This is a genomic window from Streptomyces sp. NPDC002499 (assembly GCF_053595415.1).
In genome coordinates this window covers 783,840-806,093 of record NZ_JBSFXO010000002.1, presented here as the reverse complement: position 1 = coordinate 806,093, position 22,254 = coordinate 783,840, and the positions used below count along the sequence as shown (strand labels likewise).

General features: G+C 71.2%; 17 protein-coding genes. 9 read left to right on the top strand and 8 right to left on the bottom strand.

Features of this window, described 5'->3' with window-relative positions:
• Positions 1–30 precede the first annotated feature (30 nt).
• The 3 genes from ACWD5F_RS08030 to ACWD5F_RS08020 all read right to left on the bottom strand — a co-directional run bounded on the left by ACWD5F_RS08030 (position 31) and on the right by ACWD5F_RS08020 (position 4,264).
• Positions 31–2,808 carry an alpha/beta hydrolase family protein gene (locus ACWD5F_RS08030; protein ID WP_451252212.1) on the bottom strand — a complete coding sequence of 926 codons (2,778 nt, stop codon included), beginning with the start codon at positions 2,806–2,808 and terminating at the stop codon, positions 31–33.
• A gap of 146 nt (positions 2,809–2,954) precedes the next feature.
• Positions 2,955–3,371 carry a Zn-ribbon domain-containing OB-fold protein gene (locus ACWD5F_RS08025; protein WP_401715568.1) on the bottom strand — a complete coding sequence of 139 codons (417 nt, stop codon included), beginning with the start codon at positions 3,369–3,371 and terminating at the stop codon, positions 2,955–2,957.
• Positions 3,372–3,511: 140 nt separating this feature from the next.
• On the bottom strand, positions 3,512–4,264 hold the full coding sequence (locus tag ACWD5F_RS08020; RefSeq protein WP_451252210.1) for a TetR family transcriptional regulator: 753 nt from the start codon (positions 4,262–4,264) through the stop codon (positions 3,512–3,514).
• Between the two features lie 115 nt (positions 4,265–4,379).
• On the opposite strand from ACWD5F_RS08020, the gene ACWD5F_RS08015 reads away from it, so the two are divergent.
• Both ACWD5F_RS08015 and ACWD5F_RS08010 read left to right on the top strand, forming a co-directional pair.
• Positions 4,380–5,207, top strand: coding sequence for a hypothetical protein (locus tag ACWD5F_RS08015; RefSeq protein WP_451252208.1), 828 nt, complete (start codon positions 4,380–4,382; stop codon positions 5,205–5,207).
• A gap of 75 nt (positions 5,208–5,282) precedes the next feature.
• Positions 5,283–6,023 (top strand): peptidoglycan-binding domain-containing protein, encoded by a 741-nt coding sequence (locus ACWD5F_RS08010; protein ID WP_451252206.1) that lies wholly within the window; start codon positions 5,283–5,285, stop codon positions 6,021–6,023.
• 299 nt (positions 6,024–6,322) lie between these two features.
• Here ACWD5F_RS08010 and ACWD5F_RS08005 read toward each other — a convergent pair whose 3' ends face one another.
• The 5 genes from ACWD5F_RS08005 to ACWD5F_RS07985 form a co-directional block, all read right to left on the bottom strand.
• Entirely contained in the window at positions 6,323–6,697 is a 375-nt protein-coding gene (locus ACWD5F_RS08005; protein ID WP_185145950.1) for a hypothetical protein, read from the bottom strand.
• Between the two features lie 453 nt (positions 6,698–7,150).
• On the bottom strand, positions 7,151–8,074 hold the full coding sequence (locus ACWD5F_RS08000) for a MurR/RpiR family transcriptional regulator (protein WP_185145949.1): 924 nt from the start codon (positions 8,072–8,074) through the stop codon (positions 7,151–7,153).
• A gap of 124 nt (positions 8,075–8,198) precedes the next feature.
• Positions 8,199–9,890, bottom strand: a complete 1,692-nt coding sequence (locus ACWD5F_RS07995) for an ArnT family glycosyltransferase (protein ID WP_451252204.1) — start codon at positions 9,888–9,890, stop codon at positions 8,199–8,201.
• Between the two features lie 94 nt (positions 9,891–9,984).
• Positions 9,985–11,916: a phosphatase PAP2 family protein gene (locus tag ACWD5F_RS07990; protein WP_451252202.1), complete on the bottom strand. Its 1,932-nt coding sequence runs from the start codon at positions 11,914–11,916 to the stop codon at positions 9,985–9,987.
• 200 nt (positions 11,917–12,116) lie between these two features.
• Entirely contained in the window at positions 12,117–13,040 is a 924-nt protein-coding gene (locus ACWD5F_RS07985) for an N-acetylglucosamine kinase (protein WP_451252200.1), read from the bottom strand.
• Positions 13,041–13,335: 295 nt separating this feature from the next.
• Between ACWD5F_RS07985 and ACWD5F_RS07980 the strand changes: the two genes are divergently transcribed.
• From ACWD5F_RS07980 to ACWD5F_RS07950, 7 genes are all read left to right on the top strand, one after another.
• Positions 13,336–14,469, top strand: a complete 1,134-nt coding sequence (locus ACWD5F_RS07980; RefSeq protein WP_451252198.1) for an ROK family transcriptional regulator — start codon at positions 13,336–13,338, stop codon at positions 14,467–14,469.
• 277 nt (positions 14,470–14,746) lie between these two features.
• Positions 14,747–16,069 (top strand): ABC transporter substrate-binding protein, encoded by a 1,323-nt coding sequence (locus tag ACWD5F_RS07975; RefSeq protein ID WP_451252196.1) that lies wholly within the window; start codon positions 14,747–14,749, stop codon positions 16,067–16,069.
• A gap of 122 nt (positions 16,070–16,191) precedes the next feature.
• Positions 16,192–17,103, top strand: coding sequence for a carbohydrate ABC transporter permease (locus ACWD5F_RS07970; RefSeq protein WP_451252194.1), 912 nt, complete (start codon positions 16,192–16,194; stop codon positions 17,101–17,103).
• Positions 17,100–18,002 (top strand): carbohydrate ABC transporter permease, encoded by a 903-nt coding sequence (locus tag ACWD5F_RS07965; protein ID WP_451252192.1) that lies wholly within the window; start codon positions 17,100–17,102, stop codon positions 18,000–18,002. The genes ACWD5F_RS07970 and ACWD5F_RS07965 overlap by 4 nt, the downstream gene beginning before the upstream one ends.
• Positions 18,003–18,004: 2 nt before the next feature.
• Positions 18,005–19,723, top strand: a complete 1,719-nt coding sequence (locus ACWD5F_RS07960) for a hypothetical protein (protein WP_451252190.1) — start codon at positions 18,005–18,007, stop codon at positions 19,721–19,723.
• Between the two features lie 51 nt (positions 19,724–19,774).
• The gene (locus tag ACWD5F_RS07955) at positions 19,775–21,604 is read left to right on the top strand and encodes a hypothetical protein (protein ID WP_451252188.1); all 1,830 of its coding nucleotides are present in this window, start codon (positions 19,775–19,777) and stop codon (positions 21,602–21,604) included.
• Between the two features lie 243 nt (positions 21,605–21,847).
• Positions 21,848–22,243, top strand: a complete 396-nt coding sequence (locus ACWD5F_RS07950; RefSeq protein ID WP_451252186.1) for a YybH family protein — start codon at positions 21,848–21,850, stop codon at positions 22,241–22,243.
• Positions 22,244–22,254 lie beyond the last annotated feature (11 nt).

The following is a 22,254-nucleotide window of genomic DNA, read 5'->3' as shown; positions in this document are numbered from 1 at the left end:
CGCGCGGCTCGTGGTCGGCGGGAGGATCGGCTACGACGCGTCGAGCACCGTGCCGTTCAGGATCACGCCGCCCTCCTGCGGTTCACCGTTGTCGTTCAGCTGCTGGAACCGGACGGACTCGGTCGGCTCCGTCACCCGGTCGGTGATCGTGGGCAGGGTCACCTCCGCGCTCAGCTCACCCGTGGGCACGTAGCCGAACAGGGAGAGGTACTGAAGCGAGGACAGGGGACGCTCCGGATCGGGCTCCTCGCCCGTGTTCTCGGCGAGCCACTGCGGATCCACGTCCTTCGTCGACAGCTCCGGGCCGTCGGTGACCGGCAGGATGCCGAACGACACCCCGAGGTCCACGTCCGCCGGCTCGGACAGCGTCATCTTCCAGCGCAACGGCTGCCCCTCGGTCACCCGGTCCGCCACCGGCGTCACGGTGACCGACGGCATGGGATCGTCGTCCTCGACCAGGACTCCGCCCCGGTGGGCGCCGATGACCGCACCCCGTACGGCCTTCACGACCACGTCGTCCTGAGTGCCGTAGGAGAAGCGCGTGTTGCCCGCCACCTTCACCGACACGTCGATGTCGTTGCCGCCGGGGTGCACCGTCACCAGTTGTTCCTTCTCCCCGCCGGTGACCGGGTCGAGGACGTAGAGACGCACCTGGCCCGAGCCGCGCCCGGACACCTGCACCGGCACCTTGTAGGTCCGGACGCCCGAGTCGCCCTCCTTGACGGTCAGACGGCCGAGGTCGACGCGCGGCAGCGCGGGCGCCGTGACCGCGGGAGTGCCGGAGCGCCAGCCCCAGGCGTCCATCAGCCAGGCCTGCCCCGAGCGTGAACGCGGTGTCAGGTCAAGGGACTTGATGTGCTTGAGGTCGAGACCGGCACGGGTGGCGGCGGTCAGCGGGACGCGTACCTCGCGGGCCCAGTAGGAGCTGGTCCGTTCGGTGCCCGGCAGCCCGTCGACCTTGACGTCACCGAGGGTGGCGCGCTTGCCGTGAGTGTCGGTGAGGGAGACGCCGAGGCGCGTGCCGGTCGAGTTGGGCGGCACGATGACGCGCAGCGACAGGTCCTTGGCGCCGCCGAGCGAGACCGGCGCGCCGGGGCGCACCTTCACGGCCGAGCCGGCCGCGGACCACTTCAGCGCGACCGCGCGGCGGCCGACCTCATGCGTCGTGTCCCACTGGGCGAAGTGCGGCGAACTCCCGTTGGTGTCCGCGCCCAGGCACGCCTTGGCGGGAGACGGGTCCACGACCGCGCACAGCTTGCCGCCGGTCACCGACATCTTGCCGTCCGGCAGGAAACCGCCGGCCCGCTTGGCGCCGACCGCGTGCGTGAGCACCCGCGCCGGGTCGGCCGACGGGGCCCGCTTGCCCGAGCCGTCGAGCAGCGGCCGTACCCGGTCGTCACCGGCGACGAACAGCCGGGCCGCCGCCGCGATGTAGGTGCTGCCCGCCTTGTGCTGCTGGTCGGCGGTCAGCCGGGTCGCGGTGCCCGGCGAGCACACCGCGTCCCGCTGGTCCGGGTCCTCGAAGAAGTCGTCCCAGGCGGGCGCCTCCGCCTGCCCGGGCGTCCACTCCGAGTTGAAGAAGTTGTGGTCGGCGCCGACCACGTACACCGCGCTGTGCAGGGCGGCGCCGCGGCTGACGCCCCGGGTGCCGTCGACGTAGACCTCGCCCTGGAGGTCGGAGACGTCACCGTCGCAGCCCGGCAGAATGGTCGCCGAGGGCACGTCCGCGACCGGGTTCTGGCCGAAGATCGTGGGTCCGATGAGGACGGTGCCGCGGATGTGCCAGCGCACCCGGCCGTGGTAGCCGTCCTGCGCGGCCGGCGGCGGGTAGAGGCTGTCCATCGCCGCGCGGTTGACACCCTCGCCGCCGCGCGAGTGGCCCACGAGCAGCACGCGCGAGAGGTCGGCCTTGGGGCCATTGCGTACGACCGCGGGTGCCGAGGCCGGGTTCGCGGCCCAGTCGGCCCAGCGGGCCAGGTGCTGGCGCACCAGCGAGGAGCGGGCCTGGGCGCCGCCGTCCTCGGCCGCCCAGTCCTGGCCGTTGATGCCGTTCGCGGAGATCGACACCGTCACATAGCCCTGGGAGGCGAGGAGTTGCTGGTCGCGCAGGTAACCCCGGTAGCTCGGGATCGGCTTGGTGCCCTGCGGGCAGGGCCAGTCGCCCTCGATGTCCTCACCGGCGTAACAGGTGGGGTGACGGCCGTGCAGGAACAGAGCGAGTGGCCGCTTGCCGGTGGCGCCCTTCGGCGCGACCACCACAGCCTGCATCTCGACCGGTTCGGGGAAGCCGGGGAGTTTCACCGGGTCGAGGTCGTACTCGCCGGTGCTCGTGCGGTAGGAGCCCGGCTTGCCCGGGTCGACGGAGTTCGCCGGGAGCCGGGCGGGCGGCGTGGCCGCCGCGGACCGCTTGCCGCTCGAGGTGTCGACGCGTCCCGCCGCGTTCAACTCCCGTCCGCCGGACCTCACCTGAAGGTCCGTCAAATCGGCTTTCGGATCGGCCTGTTGGAGATCGAGACGGAACGTGCGCCCGTCCTTGCCGGGTGCGGGATGACCGAGCAGTCGGTCCCCCGCGTAGAAGTCGACGCGTGCGTCCCCCATCGGTACCGGCTTGGTGGAACGCCACACCAGTTGCCGGTCGCCGCCCCCGCCGGCGATCCGCCAGCCCGGCGGCAGTCCGCCGTCACTGTCGGCCGTCGTCGTGATCGGTCTGGCGTCGGACGGCTGAGCCGCCTGCGCCAAGCCTGGCGATCCCCCCGCCACCGCGAGCACCGTCGCGGCGGTCACCCATATTCGCCGGGCACGGATCAAGGTTGCCCTCCTCAAGTTCACAGCTCAGGCACCCCGTTGGTCAGCGGAGGCCTCTCGCGTACCGGAGGACGGGCGGGGGCGTCTGTGGGTTGCCTGTGATCGAGGAATTGGCCGACGGGCATGGGTGCGCTCGGCGAACGGGAGGATCAGGTCCAGGCGCGGTAGGGCTCGTCGACGAGCTGGAAGACCGGCTCGCCGCGCACCGGGTCCTTCGCCGTGGACAGTCGTACCCGGTCCCCGCTGTGGATGCCGATCGGCGGGCCCATGACCCGGCCGCGGACGACGAACCCCTCGGCCATCTCGACGAGCGACACATTGCGCGCGGCCGGGGTGTTGCGGTGCACGATCGTGGAGTGGCGGACCGTGCCGGTGCCTTCGCTGCGTTCCGTCCTGAGGTCGCTGCCCTGGCAGACCGGGCACAACAGCCGGTGGTACATGGCGGTCGCGCACCAGGTGCAGCGCTGGAAGAGAACGGCGTCGGAGGCCGGTGCCGCGGTGGGATCGAGTACGCCCGCCGAGGAGCCGGCTGCCTGACGAACGACGCTCGCTGAGTGGTGGTACACGCTGGTCAACCCCCTGCGCTCGGCCGGAATGCGACGTGCGCGGTTCGCGGTGCGACCGTGCACGGATTCAGCGTATGGCACTGAGTGTCAGCGGTAAAGGCACTCGGTTCCCTCAATAAATTCGGGTTCCCCCGATGAACTCAGGCGGGAGCCGGTCGGTCCCGGTCGAGCGCCGTCTCGATCTCGCGCACGACCCGCCACATCGGAGCCCCGCGCCGGGAGACGACGACCACCACGTCCTCCGGCTGCTCCCCGACGGGCCGGACGGGCGGAACACCGACGCCGAACGCGGACTGGACGTATCCCAGCGCGTGGTCCACCGTGGCGCTCGCGTCGCCCTGGCCGTCCGAACGCAGCCAGGAACGCAGGGCGTTGTTGTGCGCCGCCACCACGGCGGCCGCGATCACGTCGGCCTGCAGCGTCCCGTCGGGCCGGCCGGCGAAACGCTCGCGCAGGTACTCGGCGAGGGCCCGCTCGTAGCGCCACACCACGGACAGCTCGTAGGCCCGCAGCCCTGGCACCTTCTTGGTGAGGCGGTAGCGCTGCACGGAGAAGGTCGGGTTCTCGGCGTACATCTTCAGCACCAGCCGGGCCGCGTCGCACACCCGCCGCACCGGCTCGTCCTCGTCCGCGCTGTCGGCGAGATACGTCGTCATGTCCGCCAGGCAGCGCTCGTGGTCGGGGAAGACCACGTCCTCCTTGGAGGGGAAGTACCGGAAGAACGAGCGCCGTCCGACGCCCGCGAGCGCCACGATGTCGTCGACGGTCGTCTGCTCGTACCCACGCTCCAGGAACAGTTGGAAGGCCGCCGCGACCAGGGCGTCCCGCATGGGCGGTCGTACACCCGGCCGCGCCTTCTCACCGCGACCCGTCGCCGCACCGCTGGAGCTCATGGACGGGAACGTAACACCCTGGCGGCACGCATGGCACTCAGTGCGCCCCTTTCGGGGAACTGAGTGCTTCGACCCGCACCCGGGTCGCCGCGTACCCCTGGCTTAGCCTCCTTGCATGCCTTCCCACAGATCCCGCCTCCTGTACGTCAGCGACCTGGCGTACCCGGCGCGCGGGCGCCGCTACTGCGACGAGGACATATTCCTGACCTCGCGCCTGCGCGAGGACTTCGACGTCGCGCTCTGCCACCCGCGGGACGCCGCCGCGCTGATGGACGCCTTCGACGCCGTCGTCGTCCGCAACAGCGGTCCGGTCCTCGGCTACCAGGCGGAGTACGACGCCTTCCGTGCGAAGGCGACCGCGAGCGGGACGCGGGTCTACAACCAGCTCACGGGCCGCGCCGACATGGCGGGTAAGCAGTACCTGCTCGACCTGAGCGCCGCCGGCCACCCGGTCATCCCCACCGTCGACCGCGTGGCGGACCTGCACCGGCTGCCCGAGACGGCCGAGTACGTGGTCAAGCCCAAGTTCGGCGCCGACTCGGTCGGCCTGTCCATCGTGCCCGCCGACCGCCTGCCCGCCCTGGTGGACGGCAGCGTCCTGGTCCAGCCGCGCGTCGACTTCGCCTACGAGGTCTCCTTCTACTTCGTCGACCACGACTTCCAGTACGCCCTCCACGCCCCGCACACCGACCGGCGCTGGGACCTGGAACCCTACGAACCCACTGACGAGGACCTGGAGTTCGCCCGCGGCTTCATCGACTGGAACACCGTCGAGCACGGCATCCAGCGGGTCGACGCCTGCCGCGCGCCGGGCGGCGAGCTGCTGCTGGTCGAGTTGGAGGACCTCAACCCGTACCTGTCCCTGGACGTCCTCGACGAGGCACGCCGGGACGGCTTCGTGGCGGCCTTCAAGGAGTCCCTGCGCGGGTTCCTCGGTCGCTGAACTCCCGGGGCGGGCGGTGCGTATCACTCCCCGAGGGACGGCGGAGGTCCCTGTCAGGGACGGAAGGAGTGCGCTGTGCCGACACCGCCCGGATCCGGGTCACCGGACGACCGCCCACCGCTGGAACCGGTTCGCGTACTGCGCCCGCGCCGCACCGACGCGCTGGCGCAGTTGCTCAAGGACATTCGCCAGGACAAGGACTACCGCGATCGTGAGGCCGTGGCCGTACGGGACCCGTACGCGTGGACCGACGAGGAGACCGAGGAACTCCCGCCTGTCGCCGACGAGTTCACGACCGGAACAGCCGCGGGACCAGCTGCCGGGCCGGCCGCACGATCCGCCGCCGGACCGGCCGCCGTGCCCCCACGCCCGCCGCGTGCCGTCGGTCGCCTCGGCTTCGGCCCGGGACACCGTCGTGCCGCCGTGGTGATCGGGGTCGGCGCGGCGGCCGTCGTCGGCTTCGGCTGCGCCCTCCTGCTCCCCGGCCGCACCGACGCTGCCACCGCGTCACCACCGCCGACCGTGTCCGCCGACCCGACCCCGGCCGCCTCGGACCCGGGCACGGGCGATCCCGACGGCGCGGGCACCCTCCGCGAGGGTGACAGCGGCGCCGCGGTGACCGACCTCCAGGAGCGCCTGCGGCACATCCCGGACGTCTACAAGGACGGCTCCACCAGCGGCAGTTACGACACCACCCTCACCGAGGCGGTGGCCCGCTTCCAGCTCTGGTACGGCATCCGGGGCGACGAGACCGGCGTCTACGGGAACGACACCCGCCAGGCCCTCGAATCGCGCACGGCGCCCGGAACCGGCTGACCCGGCCGGGGTGTTGACCCGCACGGTCTCGAACGCCGGGCAACGGGTGGGGAAAGTGCAGGTGAGCGGGTGCCGTGTGCCCGGCACCATGGGACGGGGCCGGCGTGCGAGACGCCCGGCCCGTCCTGAGCCGAAGGCACCACCCATGAACGGCACGCGCATCCCGGGCCTGATCCTGCCCGCGGTCTTCCTGCTGGCCCTCGTCGTGGGCCTGTTCTGGTACTGGCGGCACCGGGGCGACGAGTGAACGACGGGCCGTGCTGCGGAGGTCGGTGCCCCGCAGGCCGACGCGCCCGACGTCAGCGCGCCGATTCCACCAGCGCCTGAGTGACCGTCCGCACGCTGCGCGCGATGTGCTGGAGCTGCAGCACCTCCGCCGCGTACAGCTTGATCGTGTGCTCGATGACCGACTCGGGCAGGCCCAGGGCAGGCAGGTCGGCGCGGGCGGTCTGCAGGGCGGTGCGCGCGACCCGGATCTCGTGCTGGACCTGGATCTGCGCGTGCCGGGCGAGCAGGACGGGATGGCGGATCAGCGCCGGATAGCTCGCGTACCGCGCAGGCACCAGCTCGCGCAGCCACTTGGTCGCCGAGCGCTCCCAGTCGTAGCTGCCGGGCGACTTGACCTGGCACGGCCAGTCCGGGCTGACACGGGTGGTCGTCATCTGCATGGTCATCGCTCCAGGATGTGCGGCGTCGTGGAGGGTGGTCCGACGGTGACGGGCGGCCCCGGTCTAGGGGATGACCGGGGCCGCCACGGGTCCTCGCACGGGCGAGGCCCTACCGAACACCCTGGGCGCCGACGCGGGTAGGAGACGGCGGCCCCGGGTGCTCGTACAGGAGCCCGCGAGGGCAGGCGGTGCCGGCGCGACGAGAGGAGCGGCGTGCGCATGGGGCGGACCGTCGGCTTTCTGCGGGCGGATGGGGCGGCGGGGACGGGGGCGCGGACGAGTTCCGGAGTGAGCCGGAGCGCGATCCGTGAGCAGTATTTATATATGCCGTCCGCTTTGCAAGGCGCATGAAAACATTCATGCGTGATATATGGCGGATGATCCGTCTGTGCTGCGAAATGAGTGAAGTGACCGACATGGTCCCGGAGCGCACCCCGGACGGTCACGGGACCCCGGCGGTCAGTCCCTGAGGAAGAACTGGTGCTGGTCGGAGATCTGCTCGTACTCCTCGAGGCGCGCCTGGGTGCGCTCGGGGTCGGCGTCGGTCATGGCCTGGAGCAGCGCGGCGGCCATCACGCCGGGCGCGGCATAGGAGTCGAAGACCAGGCGGGAGCCGGTCGCGGTGGCGAAGGTGACGTCGGCCTCGTCGGCCACCGGACCGAGCGCCAGGTCCGTGACGAGGGCGACCAGCAGCCCGGCGCTGCGCGCGACCCGGACCGCCGTGAGGGTCTCGTGGGCGTGCCGGGGCATCGAGAACGCCAGTACCCAGGTGCCGCCCGCCTCGCGCGACTGAAGCAGCGCGTCGTACGCGACGCTGCCGCCCCGCGTCACCAGCCGCACGTCCGGGTGGATACGGCGCGCGGCGTAGGCGAAGTACTCGGCGAGCGAGGCGGAAATACGCAGGCCGAGGATGGTCAGCGGGGTCGACTCCGACAGCTTGCGGCCCATCTCGATGAGCTGGTCGGGGTCGGCGAAGTCGCGCCGCAGGTTCTCCAGGTTCTCGATCTCGGCGTCGACCGCAGACTGCAGTTCGTTGCTGCCGTTCTCCTCGGTCGCCGCGGGCCCGCCGGCCAGTGTGCCCAGCGCGATCGACTGGAGCTTCTCGCGCAGCGCCGGATAGCCGCTGAAGCCCACGGCCGCGGCGAAGCGCGTCACGGAGGGCTGGCTCACCCCGACACGTTCGGCGAGATCGGTGATGGAGAGGAACGCGGCCTCGGTGATGTGCTCGATCAGGTACTGGGCGATGCGGCGCTGGCCCGGGGAGAGCCGGGGCCGGTCGAAGAGGGTCCTGAGCTGGGAGGCCGGGGCGGCCTCGACCTCCGGTGCGGTCTTGCCCGAGGTGATGGCGGATGCCTGTGCGCGTGCCTGCTGCGGCGATGGCACCGGTGCGCCTCCTTTGTCTCCCACAGTGCCTCAACATAGCTCACACGCTGTCACCACAGGGGTTTGTAAGAAGGCATATGCCGTACGGCGGACGGATGCTCAGGTCGCGCCGCCGGACGGGGTGTCACCGCCGGTAGATCGTGATCGAATGACCGACCTCGTCGACCGCACGGCTGCTGTCGATCAGTTCGGCCAGCCGCCCGCGCGCCTTGGCCACCGACGAGTCCGACACCACCAGCAGCCCGTGCACCTCGGATTCCGGCACCTCACGCGGGTCGGCCGCGTCGATGCCGTAGTAGGACGGCACCCCGCTGCCCTTGTAGACCAGCCACACCCGTTCACCCGCGTACCGCTCGCGCAGCCGGTCGGCGAGCCGTCCCAGGTCCTGGCCCCAGTCCACGTTGGAGTCGTGCAGCCGCAGATGCGTCTTCGCCGGCCCGCCGAACGCCTCGTTGGAGTACGGCAGATAGTAGGGATACGTCCGCACCGAACTGACCGCGACGAACGCCACCAGCACCCCCGTCACCAGCGGCGCCCACCGCCACCGCACGGCGAGCACACACCCCGCCGCCACGGCCAGGAACATCGGCACGAACACCGCGTACCGCGTCCCGAAGTCCCGCGACCCCGTCATGGCCGCGGCCAGCAGCACCGCGGCGGGCACGAGCACGTACGGCGCCGAGGCCCGCAGCCGCGGCACCGCGACCAGCACGACCGCCCCGGCGGCCCACAGCGCGAGCATGCCGAGCGGTGTCTTCACCAGTAGCGCGACCGGCAGGTAGTACCAGAGCGAGCCCGTGTACACGTGCCCGAACAGGAACCCCTGCCACGGGTAGGCCTCCATACCGAACTGGAGGCGCATCCCGTCCTTGTACGACCCGGGCAGCGGCAGCAGATCCACCACCAGCCCCTTCAGCCCGTGCACGGCCGGCACCGGGTCCATGGACGACGCGCGCAGCCGTGGGTCCACCACCAGATACGACGCCCATACGACGGCTACGGCGGCCCCGGCCACGACGGCCGCACCGGCGAGCGCCCGCAGCAACGCCCTGCGCCGGTCCGCCGAACCGCCGTGCCACACCGACCACGCGGCCAGTGCCAACAGCACCGGCACGACCGGCAGCACGCTCATCTTCGTGGCCAGGCCCGCTCCGAGCGCGATTCCGGCCAACGGCACGTACAGGCGCGGGCGTTGGCGTGCGCGCCACAGCAGCCACGCGGACGTCAGCACGAACCCGGCGGCCGGCACGTCGAGCGTGGCCAGCGAGCCGTGGGCGACGATGTCGGGGGAGAAGGCGTACAGGGCGAGGGCGGCCAACCCCGCGACGGCGCCCGCCAGTTCACGGGCGAAGGCGAACACGACGAGCCCGAACAGCAGCGTCAGTACCATCACCGGCAGCCGCGACCAGAACATCAGCTGCCAGGGGTCGTTGCCCGACTCGTACAGCAGATGCCGCCCGAACTGCCCTTGGTCGCCTGCGTAGTTCGTGTCGACGTGCGGGTCGGCGACCGCGACCCCGAGCGCGATCACCAGCTTGCCGAGCGGCGGGTGTTCGGGGTTGAAGCGGATGCGGTGCTCGTGGAGGTAGTCGGCGGCCGTGCCGACGTACACCGGCTCGTCGATGGTCGGCGTCTGCTGGACCGCGGTGGTTGCCATGGCGGCGGCCATCTGCCCGAGCAGCAGGAGCACGAGCAGCGGCACCACCCATCGCCTGGCCGGGTGCCGTGCGGGCGTCGCGGCCTTCGGTTCCGGCGGGGTGGCCGCGTCGTCGAGAGTCCCGGGTTCGAGCACCGAGTGCTGTTCCTGCGCCATCATCCGCCCCGCGGTGACACCGACCGCGAGGCGGCGGGAGTGATCCGGACCCTTCTCATGGGCCCTACCTTCGCATCAGCTCCCGCCACCGAGGGCGTTACCGCTTCAGGAGTCGTACCGACAGACCGTCCGTCGTGTAGACGGGTACGGCCCGCAGCCGGTCGGAGTTCAGCTCGACGCGGTCGAATTGTCCGCGCAGGGCCGACGCGGACAGGACGCGGACCGTGCTGCCCGCGCTCGGCGGCCGGTGCGCGTCGAGCCGCAGGGACAGCACGCTGCCCCGGCCGAGGACCGCGCGCCGGGTGACCTTCAGGACGGGCGAGTGGCCCGAGCGCAGCTCCAGGTCGAGCGTGGCCGACTCCTGCGTGTACAGGCCGTGCACCTGGACCGGCTCGCCCAGGCGCAGGGTGCCGCCCGTCACGCGTACGTCGCCGTGGCCCAGGGCGTGGGAGGAGGCGGTCGCCAGGACGCCGGCGGTCACCACGGTGCCGCCCGTGTACTTGTTGTGGCCCGTCAGCGTCAGCGTCCCGGTGCCGCGCTTGGTGAGGCCGCCGTCGCCGTCGATGTCGTTGCGCCAGCTGTCCGCCGCGCCGAAGCCCCCGGCCGCCGCGTCCAGCGTGACGGTGACGTCGCAGTCGAAGGCGCCGTACCCGTCCGCCGCAGCGAACAGGTTGAGCCGCCCCCACTGCTCGAAGCCGTCCAGCAGCACGTAACCCGAGGGCAGCGCCGTCGTGCGTAGCACCTCGCGCCGCTGGGCCGCGTCCAGGTACGGCAGCCGCGTCTCAAGCAGCACCTCCGCGCCCTTCGGCACGGTCAGGGGCGTGCTGCGGCCCTTGCGGGTCAGCACGTACGTGAACTTGGGCTCCACGACACGGGCGTTGGCCTCGCGGTCCGCGTACTTGTCGGTGTCAGTGCCGGCGGAGTGGGCGTAGGTGTAGAGGGTGTTGGCCGTGGTGCCCGTCTGCGCCTCGAAGTAGGCGACGGCCTGGGCGCGGGCCGCAGCCTTCAGAGCGGCGTTCGCCGGGTCGGCGAGGGTCGCGGCGGCGAGCGCGGTGGCCATGACGCGGCCGCCGATGACGTCGACCGTGTTGTGCATGCCGGCCACGATCCGGGTGTGGCTCAGCTCGAAGGCGCGGGTCACCAGCTCCTGGAAGCGCTCGGGCACGGCGTACGCGTAGGCCAGTCCCGCCAGGTGGAAGGCGTTGGTGTGACCGCTGGGGAAGCCGCCGTCGTCCGTCGGTGAGGGACTGCGCTGGCGCAGCAGCTGCGGGGCGACGACCACCTCGGAGTCGTACACCGGGAAGCCGAGCGCGTCCGTCGTGCCCGTGTCGACGACCTCGCTGTCCTCGTTCATGCGCCACGGACGCGGGTACTGGTAGGCGTACTTGCCCGGGTTGCCGGAGGCGTACGGGCCGCGCACGGTGTCGACCAGTTCGGCGACCTTGCCGAGCGCCGAGTCGTGCGAACCGGCGCCGAGCGCGGAACCCGCGGGGGCGCCGGCGGGCACCGCGTCGCTGATCGTGGTCGCCGGTGTGCCGTCGGGGGCGCTGGTGATCGAAGTGACCGCCAGGGCACCGGACTTGTAGAGGTCGGCGAGCGGGCCCAGGGCCGCGATCATCGCGTAACTCTGGTGCTGGCGGTCGTAGACGAAGGCTTCCTTCGCCTGGGCGTCCGTGCGCGCACGGGTGATCTTCGCGCAGTAGCGCATGTTGGCGCGCAGCACCTCGGGTCGCAGCGGCGTGCCGGTGTTCCAGGCTCCGCCGGTCTTCCACACCTTCGCGAAGCCGCCGAGGATCCGCACGACCGCGTTGGTCTCGGGCGTCAGGTTCGTGACGACGTTCGTCTTGTAGTCGTCGACGAACGGGAGGGGCGCGGTCGCGGCCTTGGCGTCTGCGGCGGCCAGCCAGGTGACGAGGGTCGGCGCGGCCAGCACTCCGGCCGAGACGCCCAGCGAGCTCTTGAGGAACCCCCGCCGGTCGACGGCGAGTTGACCGATGGCGGGGGAGCGGTGCCCGACTGGTGACGGCATGCGTGTGCCTCTCTTGAGTTCTTCGGCCCTGCGGCCGGGAGGGAGATCGTGCACGGAGACGTGGTGCGCGGGACGCGTGGGAACTGCGGTTCCGGGACGTCCCGTTGGTGCCTGAGCGAAGATCTACGGCCGGGCCCTGTCCCGTCAGGGGTGGCCCGGCGACCGCGGCATGGCGGCTGTGTGAACCCGGACCGACCGGTTCACAGGATCGAGCGCCCCAGCCGCACGGCGCCCTCGACCGGGGACACCCGCAACGGCTGCGGGCGTGCTCCGGGCACGGATTCCGCGAGCGCGGCGGTGAACGCCCCGTACAGCGAGGGCTGGGCGAGGACGGTGCTGCCCGCGACCACCACGTCGTCCACCGGGACCCCGCGCGCGGCGAGGCGAGCGACGAGCGCGGCCAGCGAGCGGCCGGCCTCGGCGATCACGGTGCGGGCGAGTGCGGAGCCCGCGTCGGCGGCGGCGAACACGAAGGGTGCGCGCCGGCCCCACTCGGCGGAGACGTCGGAAGCGCTCTCCAACGCGTCGCCCAGTGCCGGGACTTCGGCGACGCCGAAGGCCTCGACCAGGCCGAGGGCGAGTGCGTCAGGTGCCTCGCCCCGGTCGTGGGCCGCCCACACGGCGCGCGCGGCCTCCCGGACGAGACCGGCGGCGCCGCCCTCGTCACCGAGCACCGCGCCCCAGCCGCCGACCTGAACGGGGCTGCCGTCGGGCAGTCGGCCCACGGCCACGGACCCGGTGCCGGCCACCAGACCGACGCCCTTGTCCAAGCCCGCGGCGGGTACGAGCAGTTCGGCGTCGCCCACGACCAGCGCGGGCGCGTCGAAGTGGAGTTGCAGGGCGGTACGGATCTGCGCGCACTGGCGCGGGGTCTCGCAGGCGTGCCCGCCCAGAGCCAGGGCGGACGGACGCGCGCCGGTGGGCAGGGCGTCCGCGACCAGGGCGGCGAGCCACGCGGCGGCGGCGACCGGATCATGCGGCCGCCAGCCGCTGCTCGTCCGGACGTGATCGGCGACCTCGGCGTCCCCCGCGAAGGCGCGGAGGTGCGTCTTGGTGCCGCCCACGTCGATACCGACCACAAGAGGGTTCGAGGGGGGTGCGTCCTGCACGGACTCCTCTTTCATCGTTCCGCCGGCCCGTGGACGGTGGACGAACCGTGCCTGGCCGAAGAGGAATTGAGAAGTTGGGAAGCCCCGGGACGGGCCTCGTGCGGATCACGGCAGGCGAGTACCGTGTACTTCGTTAGGAAGTTAACTAACGAAGTACAGTGCGTCAAGAGTCATCGCGAACTCGATCACTGGACCGACCCTCCGGGCCGCTGCGTGGCGGGGACGCGTGACGCAAGGTCGTCTGAACGCCGCGTCCCGCGACACCCGGGGAGCGCGGCCCCTGACCCATGGGGGAACTGTGGAACACGTCGTGGCGGAGACCCCCCGCCTGACCGAGAGCGCGAGCGCGGTCTTCGCGGTGCTGGCGCAGGCCGGCAGCGCGACCCGGCCCCAGCTGGCAAGTCTGGCGGGGCTGTCCAAGCCGACGGTGTCCTCCGCCGTCGCCGAACTGGAGGCCGCCCGGCTCGCCACCCACTCCGGCACCGCCTCCGGCGGCACGGGCCGCTCCGCCGCCGTATACGGTCTCGGGCCCGCCTCCGGTGCCGTGCTCGCCGTCGATCTCGGCCCCGCCCGGACCCTGGTGCGCGGCTGCGCCCTGGACGGCACCCTGCTCGCCGAGGCGACCGCCACCCGGGAGAACGCCGTCGACGCCGTACGCGAGGCGCTGGCCGCGCTGCCCGCCGGCGCCCCGCTGCGCACCATCGTCGTCGCGGTCGGTGATGTCACCGCGCCGGACGGCGCCGGTGGCCGGATGCGGCCCGCGACCGCCAAGGCCGGTCCCGTCTTCGACGCGGTGTCGGTCGCGCTGCCGCCCGGAGTGCCGGTCCACCTGGAGAACAACGTCAACTGCGCGGCCCTCGCCGAGCTGCATGAAGGCGCCGCCCTGGGCCGGCGCACCTTCGGCTATCTGCGGATCGGCGTGGGTATCGGCCTCGGCATCGTCATCGGCGGCCAGGTGCTGCGCGGGGCCAACGGCGCGGCCGGTGAGCTCGCGCGGCTGCCCTACCCGTGGGACGACGACCGTGAGCCGCGTCAGGAGGCCCTGGAGGAGTACGTCGGGGCGCACTCCCTGCTGAGACGGGCCGCGGCCGCCTGGCGGGACGCCGAGGGCCCGGTCCCGGACAGCGCCGACCGGCTCTTCGCCCTCGCCTCCGCGGGCCGGGAGACGGCCCGCGTCCTCGTCGACCGGCACGCCGCCGACGTGGGCCGGCTCGCCGCCGCCGTGGCCGCCGTACTGGACCCGGGGCTGATCGTGCTGGGCGGCAGCACCGGCGCGTATCCGCAGCTCCTGCCCGGTGTGCGGGCCGAGCTGGCCCGGCTGAGCTGGCCCACCGAGGTGGTCAGCAGCACGGTCGGGGACCGCGGCACGGTGGTCGGCGCGGCCCGGCTCGCGGTGGCCAGAGGAGTCCAAACCGTGACCGAAGCCGCGTGGGTGAAGGATTGACGGCCTCGGACTCGGTCTGCCAATGTCCGGACAAGCGCTTTCTAAGTCGGTCGGGACGCCGACTTGGGGTGAGCCTCCCAGCCCGTACACGACGTACGGCAACCGCACGAGGGCGTGCCCGTGCGGTGACGGCCAGGACGGCCGGGGATCTCTACCCCGCGTGGATGATGCGGCCGGGCGAGGCCGCGCCCCCGGAATGCGACTTTTCCAGCAAAATGCACCCGTGCCGCTCCAGTCGGCGCCGTGCTCCGTCCCTTACGACGAAATGGGATCCAAGATGACCACTGTGGGTGTGCGGCGCTCCCGCCGACTCGGCCGCGGCGGCATGCGCCGCCTGGTTCCTCTCGCTGCCGTAGCCACGGCAGGAGCCCTGTTGCTCTCCGCCTGCGGGTCGGGCTCCGGCTCGGGCGGGACCTCCAAGTCGCTGACGTTCTGGATCTCCACGGTTCCGGGGCAGGACGCGGGCTGGAAGAAGCTCGTGGCGCAGTACAAGAAGGAGCAGGGCGTCAGCGTCAAGCTCGTCAACGTCCCCTACGACGGCTACACCACGAAGCTGCACAACGCCGCGCAGGCCAACTCCCTGCCGGACGTGGCGGCCGTGCCGGCGCTGGACCCGATCTGGTCGAGCAAGCTGATCGACCTCAAGTCCATCTCCGACAACAAGACCAACAAGATCAACCAGAACTTCATCGCCAAGGACTCGTCCGGGAAGGTGCTGGCCATTCCCTCGGACATCACCGCGTCCGGGCTGTTCATCAACAAGTCGCTGTTCGAGAAGGCCGGCGTCTCCGTCCCGGCCTCGCCCGAGAAGACCTGGACCTGGACCGAGTTCATCGCGGCCGCCAACAAGGTCCGCGAGAAGACCGGCGCCAAGTACTCCCTGACGTTCGACCAGTCGCCCTCCCGACTGCGCGCCATGGTCTACGAGATGGGCGGGAAGTACGTCCACGCGGACTCCTCCGGCAAGTTCTCGGTGGACGCCGCCACCAAGAAGGCCGTGAACACCTTCGTCGGCTGGAACGACGACAAGGTCATGCCGAAGTCGGTGTGGACCAGCGGCGCCGACCCGTCGGCCATGTTCCAGAGCGGTGACGTGGTCGCCTACTGGTCCGGCGTGTGGCAGGTGGCCGCCTTCGCGGAGAGCATCAAGAAGTTCGACTGGGCGAGCGTCCCGACCCCGGCCCAGCCGGTGCAGGCCAGTGACGTCAACAGCGGCGGCCTGATGGTGGGCTTCAACAACAACGGGGCCGCGGCCACCGCCGCCGAGAAGTTCATGTCCTGGGTCTACGAGCCGAAGAACTACACCGAGCTGGTCCAGGCCTCCGGGTTCCTCCCGGTCGAGAGCGGACTGAACCCGAAGTACCCCTTCACCTCCGACGCGGCACAGGCGGCGTTCAAGCTCTACAACGAGGAGATCCCGCTCTACGCCCCGATCTCGGGCTACTTCAACAGCGCGCAGACGAACTGGGTGCTGAAGGGCAAGAGCCTCACCGAGGACCCGACCAAGACGGAGCTCGGCAAGGCGATCAACGGCCAGCAGTCGGCCGACAAGGCCCTGCAGAACATCGTGGACGGCTACAACACGGCGGTCGGCGGCTGATCGTGGGCCGGCGCCGGGCGGCGGGGATCCAGCCACCGCCGCCCGGCCCCGGGCGCCCGCACGATGCCGGGCTCATCGCGTGAGCCCACCGCAATCCAATCCACCAGCACGGAGTCAGGAAGATGACAAAACGCGCCTCGGACGTGTCCGGGAGCCCGCCCAGGCGACGCAACACCTACACCGTCGCGCCGCTCGTCCTCATCGCGGCCAACGTCGTGCTCTTCGCACTGTTCTTCGTGTGGCCGGCGGTGATCGGGCTCGTCTACTCCTTCACCAACTACACAGGCGTGGGGGCGTTCCAGTTCATCGGACTGGACAACTACCAGAACCTGTTCGGGGACTCCACCTTCTACGACGCGCTGTTCCGGACGCTGCTGTACACCGTGCTCGTCGTCCCGCTGAACTTCGTGCTCTCGCTCCTCATCGCCAACCTGGTGGTGAGCAAGCAGGCCAAGGGCGCGTCGGTCGCCCGTGTCCTCTTCTTCATCCCGTGGCTCATCTCGCCGATCGTCGTGGGTGTCCTGTGGCGGTGGCTGTTCGGTGAGAACTTCGGACTGATCAACTACGTCATCGAGAAGTTCGGCGGGAACGCGATCGCGTGGCAGTCGAACGCGGACCTGTCGCTGGGCGTGGTCGTGATGGCCGGCGCCTGGTGGGGAACGGCCTTCTCGATGCTGCTGTTCATCGCGGCGATCAAGAACGTGCCCACCTCGTACTACGAGGCGGCCTCGCTCGACGGCGCCGGTCCCTGGCGCCAGTTCATCAGCATCACGCTGCCGAGCATCGCGCCCACCTCGTTCATCGTGATCCTGCTCAACACGATCAACGCGATGAAGGAATACCCGCTGTTCGTCTCCCTCAACAACGGCGGACCCGGCACGTCGAACAACCTGCTGGTCCAGTACATCTATCAGACCGGATTCAACCGGGGCCAGATCGGCTACGCGAGCGCCGCGTCCTTCGTGCTCATGCTCATCCTGATGGCCGTCGCGATCATCCAACTGATCGCCAATCGGCGGATGGAGAACCGATGACAACCACAGACACGCCGCGTCCGGTCGACGCCGGTCCCCGACGGGCCACCGCCAAGAAGCGGTCCCGCGGTGCGCGCAGTGGTGGGCTCCGGCAGGCGGTACCCGCGACGACACTGCTGTGGATCCTGGCGGCCCTCTACGGACTGCCGGTGCTGTGGTTCGTCCTCAGCTCCTTCAAGCCGGCCGGCGACCTGTTCTCCCTTCCGCTGACCGTGCTTCCGCACAACCCCACCCTGTCGGGATACAAGGCGGCCTGGGACAGCGCCAACTTCTCCCAGTACTTCATCAACACGGCCCTCGTGTGCGTGATCACGACGATTCTCACCGTGGGAGTCAGCTGCTGCACCGGGTACGCGCTGGCCAAGTACAACAACAAGTGGCTGAAGTTCTTCTTCATCTGCATCCTGGCCACCACGATGCTGCCGTCCGAGGTCATGCTCGCCCCGGAGTTCCTGGTCGTCCGCGACCTCGGCCTCTACAACTCGTTCGGCGGCATCATCCTCCCGGCCGTGCTCACCGCGACCGGCTGCTTCATGTTCCGCCAGTTCTTCCTGACGGTCCCCGACGAACTCGTCGAGGCCGCCCGCATCGACGGCGCACGCGAACTGTCGATCTTCCTGCGGATCATGGTGCCGATCTCCCGGCCCATCATGCTGACCCTCGCCATCCTGTCCTTCCAGTGGCGCTGGAACGACTACATCTGGCCGCTGCTGATGCTGAACGACCCCAACAAGTTCACCGTGCAGATCGGCATCCAGAGCCTCGTCGGGGCGCAGAACATCAACTGGTCGGTGCTGCTCGGCGGTTCGGTCATCTCCATGATCCCGCTGATCCTCGTCTTCCTGGTGTTCCAGCGGTACGTCATGAGCGCCGACATCAACGCCGGACTGAAGGACTGACCGTGCCCACCCCGTTCGACCACGAGTTCGTCCGCGCGGCGGCCGGCGCCGCAGACCGGTCGGCCGCCCCGCTGGCGGCCGGCCCCGACGAGGAGCCGGCCGGTGTCACCCACCGCGTTCTGGCGCGCCGGGTGAAGACCCTGATCGCGGCGTACCGTTCCCCGGACTCGGCCCTGCACGGCAGCGAGCAGGCCGTCGCCGCGACGATGACCCACCTCGACGCCCTCCGGGCCGCGCAGACCGCCACCGGTCTCTTCGCCGGCGGCGACAACGTCCAGTCGCCCCCGGACTCCGCGTTCACGGTCAACGACGTGTGCGACGCGCACGTCCTCGCCGAGGGCGCGGGTCCGGAGCTGCGCAAGGTCGCCGCCGCCCTCGCGGACATCGCCGGCGCGGCGGCCGAAAGCCTCCTGGCGGGCGGGGTGCACACGCCGAACCACCGATGGGAACTGAGCGCGGCGCTGGCCCGGCTGCACCGGTCCTTCCCGGACGACCGACTCCTCGACCGCGTCGAACAGTGGCTCGCCGAGGGCGTCGACATCGACGCGGAGGGCCTGTACTCGGAGCGGAGCGCCGTCTACGCCTCCCATGTGTCCAACCCGTCGCTGCTGCTCCTGGCCGACGTCCTCGACCGCGCCGACCTGCGGGACGCCGTCGAACGCAACCTCACCGCGACCCTGGACCTCATCAGGCCGGACGGCACGGTGGAGACCGTCCACTCGCGGCGGCAGGACCAGAGGCACCGGTACCCGCTGGCGGCCTACCTGGCGCACTACCGGCTGCTCGCGATCCGCACCGGCCGGGGCGACCTCGCCCGAGCGGCGCGGTGGGCGGCGGCCGACGGCATCGACGACCCCAACCTGCTCGCCGAGACCCTCCTCACCCCCGACCTGAGCCGCCCGCTGCCGGCACCGGAGCCCGAACCCCTGCCCCGCGACCGGTACTTCACCACGACCCGCCTCGCCTCACGCGTCTCCACCACCGCGCACAGCGTCCTGTACGGCGGCTCGGACGTGCCCGAACACCGGCGCATCCGCTCGGGCCTCGCCTGCAACCCCACCTTCCTGCGCCTATTCGCCGGCGAGGCCGTCCTCGACGCGGTCCGCCTCTCCCGGGGCTTCTTCGACCTCGGCCCGTTCCGCGCCGCCCGCATGCACCAACTGGCCGACAACCGGTACCGGCTCACCGAGACCCTCTCGGCCGCCTACTACCAACCGCTCCCGCCGGACTGGCGATGCGACGACGGCGCCTACCGGCTGGCGGACGAGGGACGTTTCTCGGCCGCGATGGCCTTCGCGGACCGGCCTCGGGACGAGGTCTCCCAGACGACCCGCATCGAGGTGGATCTGCGGGAGGACGGCGCAGACCTGCGGATCGACATCAGCGGACCGCGGGTGCCCTGGGCCCTCGAACTGACCTTCCGGCCAGGGGGAGTTGTGGAGGGCGCCGTACCGATCGACGACGGACGCTGGTGCCTGACGACCGGGCCGACGACCTACCGGGCCGGCGACGACGAGATCCGCGTCGAGGTCGACGTCGAGGCGGGCGAGCCCCTCGCCGGGCCGGAGCGCGGCGACGTACTACGGTACGACCCGGGCCAGGACTACACGGTGGTGGGCGGCACCGACGCGACGACCGGGAACCGCGTCTACATCGGTGGAAACGGCCCGCAGACACTGACCCTCGCACTGCGCGCCCGCCGCCCCGCACCCGCCTCCTGACCCCGACGACCCACGCCATGGCCACCTCAGGCATGAAGGGCTGACCCACCCGTGCACCTCCTCCACCAGCGCGGTCCGCTGCACGACCTCCCCGACACCCCGGAGGCCTACGACGCCGTCCTCGCCGACGTCGTCGAGCAGGCCCTGCGCCGCATCACGCCGAACGGCAACCTCGAACACCCCGACGCGGTCGACGACATCGGGGACACCTCGCTCGGGATCACGTCGCTGCTGGCCCTGGCCAACCAGCGCCTTGACGACTCACGTCTCCCAGAGGCAGCCCTGCGCAGCCTGTACTTCCACCTCCGTGAGCGGGTGTTCACGGAGGACAACCCCGGCTACCCGAACCTGAAGGTGCGCGACTCCGGTCTCCCGTACGCCCGTTACGTACTGGAGCCGGGAGCGCACCCGATCGGAGACTGGCCGAGCACGGTGTGGGCGCTGCTCCAGGTGGTCAATGTCGTTGAGTTGGGCGACAGATTCATCCACGACGAACTCCGATATGAACTGGGCCAGTTGGCGCTCGGGTACTGGCGTTGGCTGACCGAGGCCACCTTCTTCAATCCGCAGGAGGCAGGCAACCAGGCCATCGGCTGTGTGGTCGGTGGTCTGATGCTGGCCCGCCAACTGCACGGCGACGAGGGGAAGGAGGTCCGCGAGCGCGCGCTGAGCCTCTATCACGACGAGATCCGCGCCCACCGCGTCAGCGACCGGGGCGCACTGCTCCCGCCCGAGCACGGCGGCGCCTACGACAACAACTACGGCCCGATCTCCCTCTCCTTCCTCGCCCAGGCCCACATCGTCAGCGGCGAGGACGTCTTCGCGGAGGACGGCGAAGCCCTGGCCCGCTACATCGACGCACGCCTCACCAACGGCGGCTTCGACAACGGCGGTCCGCGCTACAGCGAGCAGCACTCCGCCTTCGAGTCGGTCCTCGGCCTGCGTTACTTCGGCAGCCGCATCGGCGCGGACATCGGCCGCTACCGGGGCGACAGCCGCTGGGCCCGGCACGCGGTCAAGCCGGACGGAGGAGTGGACGGCCACTTCGCGTGGATGCTGGTCTGGCAGATCCAGGACACCACGCCCTGGCACCGCACCCCGTCGACGGAGCCGGTCCGCCATCAACTCCGCGCCGGTACCGTGTCGGTGGCCTTCGACAGCAAGATGACTCCCTCGGTGGTCGAGGCCGGCGGCACGTACTACCTGCCCGCCGCCGTCAACCGGCAGCACGGCTTCGGGCCGGTCCTCGACGGCTTCCTGTTCTGCCGCCCGATGGGCGAGGTACGGGTCCGGGACCTGATCGCCGACGGGCTCACGGCCAAGCTGGTCACCAAGCCCGTCGTCGGCCGCGACCACGTCCTGCGGCACGTCCGCTCCCTGTACGTCACCGACGGCACGGCCCTGTGGACGACGGTCGCCGTGGAACGTCTGCCCGGCACCCCGTACCTGCTGGCAGGCCTGCCCTACGCCGCGGACGACGGCGACCGGGTGCGCAGGACCGCGGAGGCGAAGGTGACGTCGGCCGGTGAACTGCGCTTGACCCACCCGGAGTCGGAGGGCGCCGACCACTTCGACGCCCGCGCGGAACTGACCCAGGAGCTGGCGGCCTTCGCGCTGGCCGCCGATCCGCGCGGCTACGGGAACCCGGACGAGGGCTGGCGGCACCTCGTGTCCTCCACGGCCCTGGAGGCGGAACCGGCCCCCGGAGCACCGGAGGACCTGCATGTGTTCGCGGTGCGCTACGGCGCCGAAGGACCGTTCGCGCCCGCCTTCGAGGTCGGCGACAACGGCCTGACCGTCCGCACCGAGGCCTTCACCGCGGTGATCGGCGACCCGGCGGGCGACGCCGACGCCGAGCCGGAGCTGAGCCTGCGCGCCTGAGCCCCCTCGACCGCCTGCCCGCGCCGCGAGTTGATCTCCGGCGCGGGCAGCGCACTGTCCGGCACGACCGGGCCGGTCCTCCGGGAGCAGGGCACGGGCGCGGGCATGGGCACGGAGATCGTCGAAAGGCAGCGGCACAGCGCCGGGTGTGACACTCGAAGAGATCGAACTGCTCGAACACATCGGGGAGTGGCGAGCCTCTGCGAGGGGAGTCGCCCCTCGTAGAGGAAAGGAGCGCCCGCCATGCCCGACGACGAGGCGCGGATCCGTGCCCTGATCATCCGGTGGGCCGACGCGGTCCACCGCGGCGACCTGGCCGGCGTACTCGCCGATCACGCGGAGGACCTCGTCATGTACGACGTGCCACCGCCGTACGAAGGGGTGTACGGGCTCGCCGCCTACAGCGCGGCGTGGCCGCCGTTCTTCGACTGGCAGGCGCAGGGTGCCTGCTTCGAGATCGACACCCTCGACGTCATGGCGGACACCGACGTCGCCTACGCCCATGCCCTGCTGCGCTGCGGCACCCCCGACGAACTCGCGCACCACCCCACCATGCGGCTGCGGCTCACCCTGGGTCTGCGCAAGGACGACGGCCGCTGGGTGGTCGCCCACGAGCACCACTCGTTCCCGCACGACTGACCGGTCATCCG

Coding starts and splice junctions, on each gene's coding strand:
- ACWD5F_RS08020 (WP_451252210.1), bottom strand. CDS start 4,264: ATGAGCTCCAGCGGTGCGGCGACGGGTCGCGGTGAGAAGGCGCGGCCG.
- ACWD5F_RS08015 (WP_451252208.1), top strand. CDS start 4,380: ATGCCTTCCCACAGATCCCGCCTCCTGTACGTCAGCGACCTGGCGTAC.
- ACWD5F_RS08005 (WP_185145950.1), bottom strand. CDS start 6,697: ATGACCATGCAGATGACGACCACCCGTGTCAGCCCGGACTGGCCGTGC.
- ACWD5F_RS07995 (WP_451252204.1), bottom strand. CDS start 9,890: ATGATGGCGCAGGAACAGCACTCGGTGCTCGAACCCGGGACTCTCGAC.
- ACWD5F_RS07990 (WP_451252202.1), bottom strand. CDS start 11,916: ATGCCGTCACCAGTCGGGCACCGCTCCCCCGCCATCGGTCAACTCGCC.
- ACWD5F_RS07985 (WP_451252200.1), bottom strand. CDS start 13,040: ATGAAAGAGGAGTCCGTGCAGGACGCACCCCCCTCGAACCCTCTTGTG.
- ACWD5F_RS07975 (WP_451252196.1), top strand. CDS start 14,747: ATGACCACTGTGGGTGTGCGGCGCTCCCGCCGACTCGGCCGCGGCGGC.
- ACWD5F_RS07970 (WP_451252194.1), top strand. CDS start 16,192: ATGACAAAACGCGCCTCGGACGTGTCCGGGAGCCCGCCCAGGCGACGC.
- ACWD5F_RS07965 (WP_451252192.1), top strand. CDS start 17,100: ATGACAACCACAGACACGCCGCGTCCGGTCGACGCCGGTCCCCGACGG.
- ACWD5F_RS07950 (WP_451252186.1), top strand. CDS start 21,848: ATGCCCGACGACGAGGCGCGGATCCGTGCCCTGATCATCCGGTGGGCC.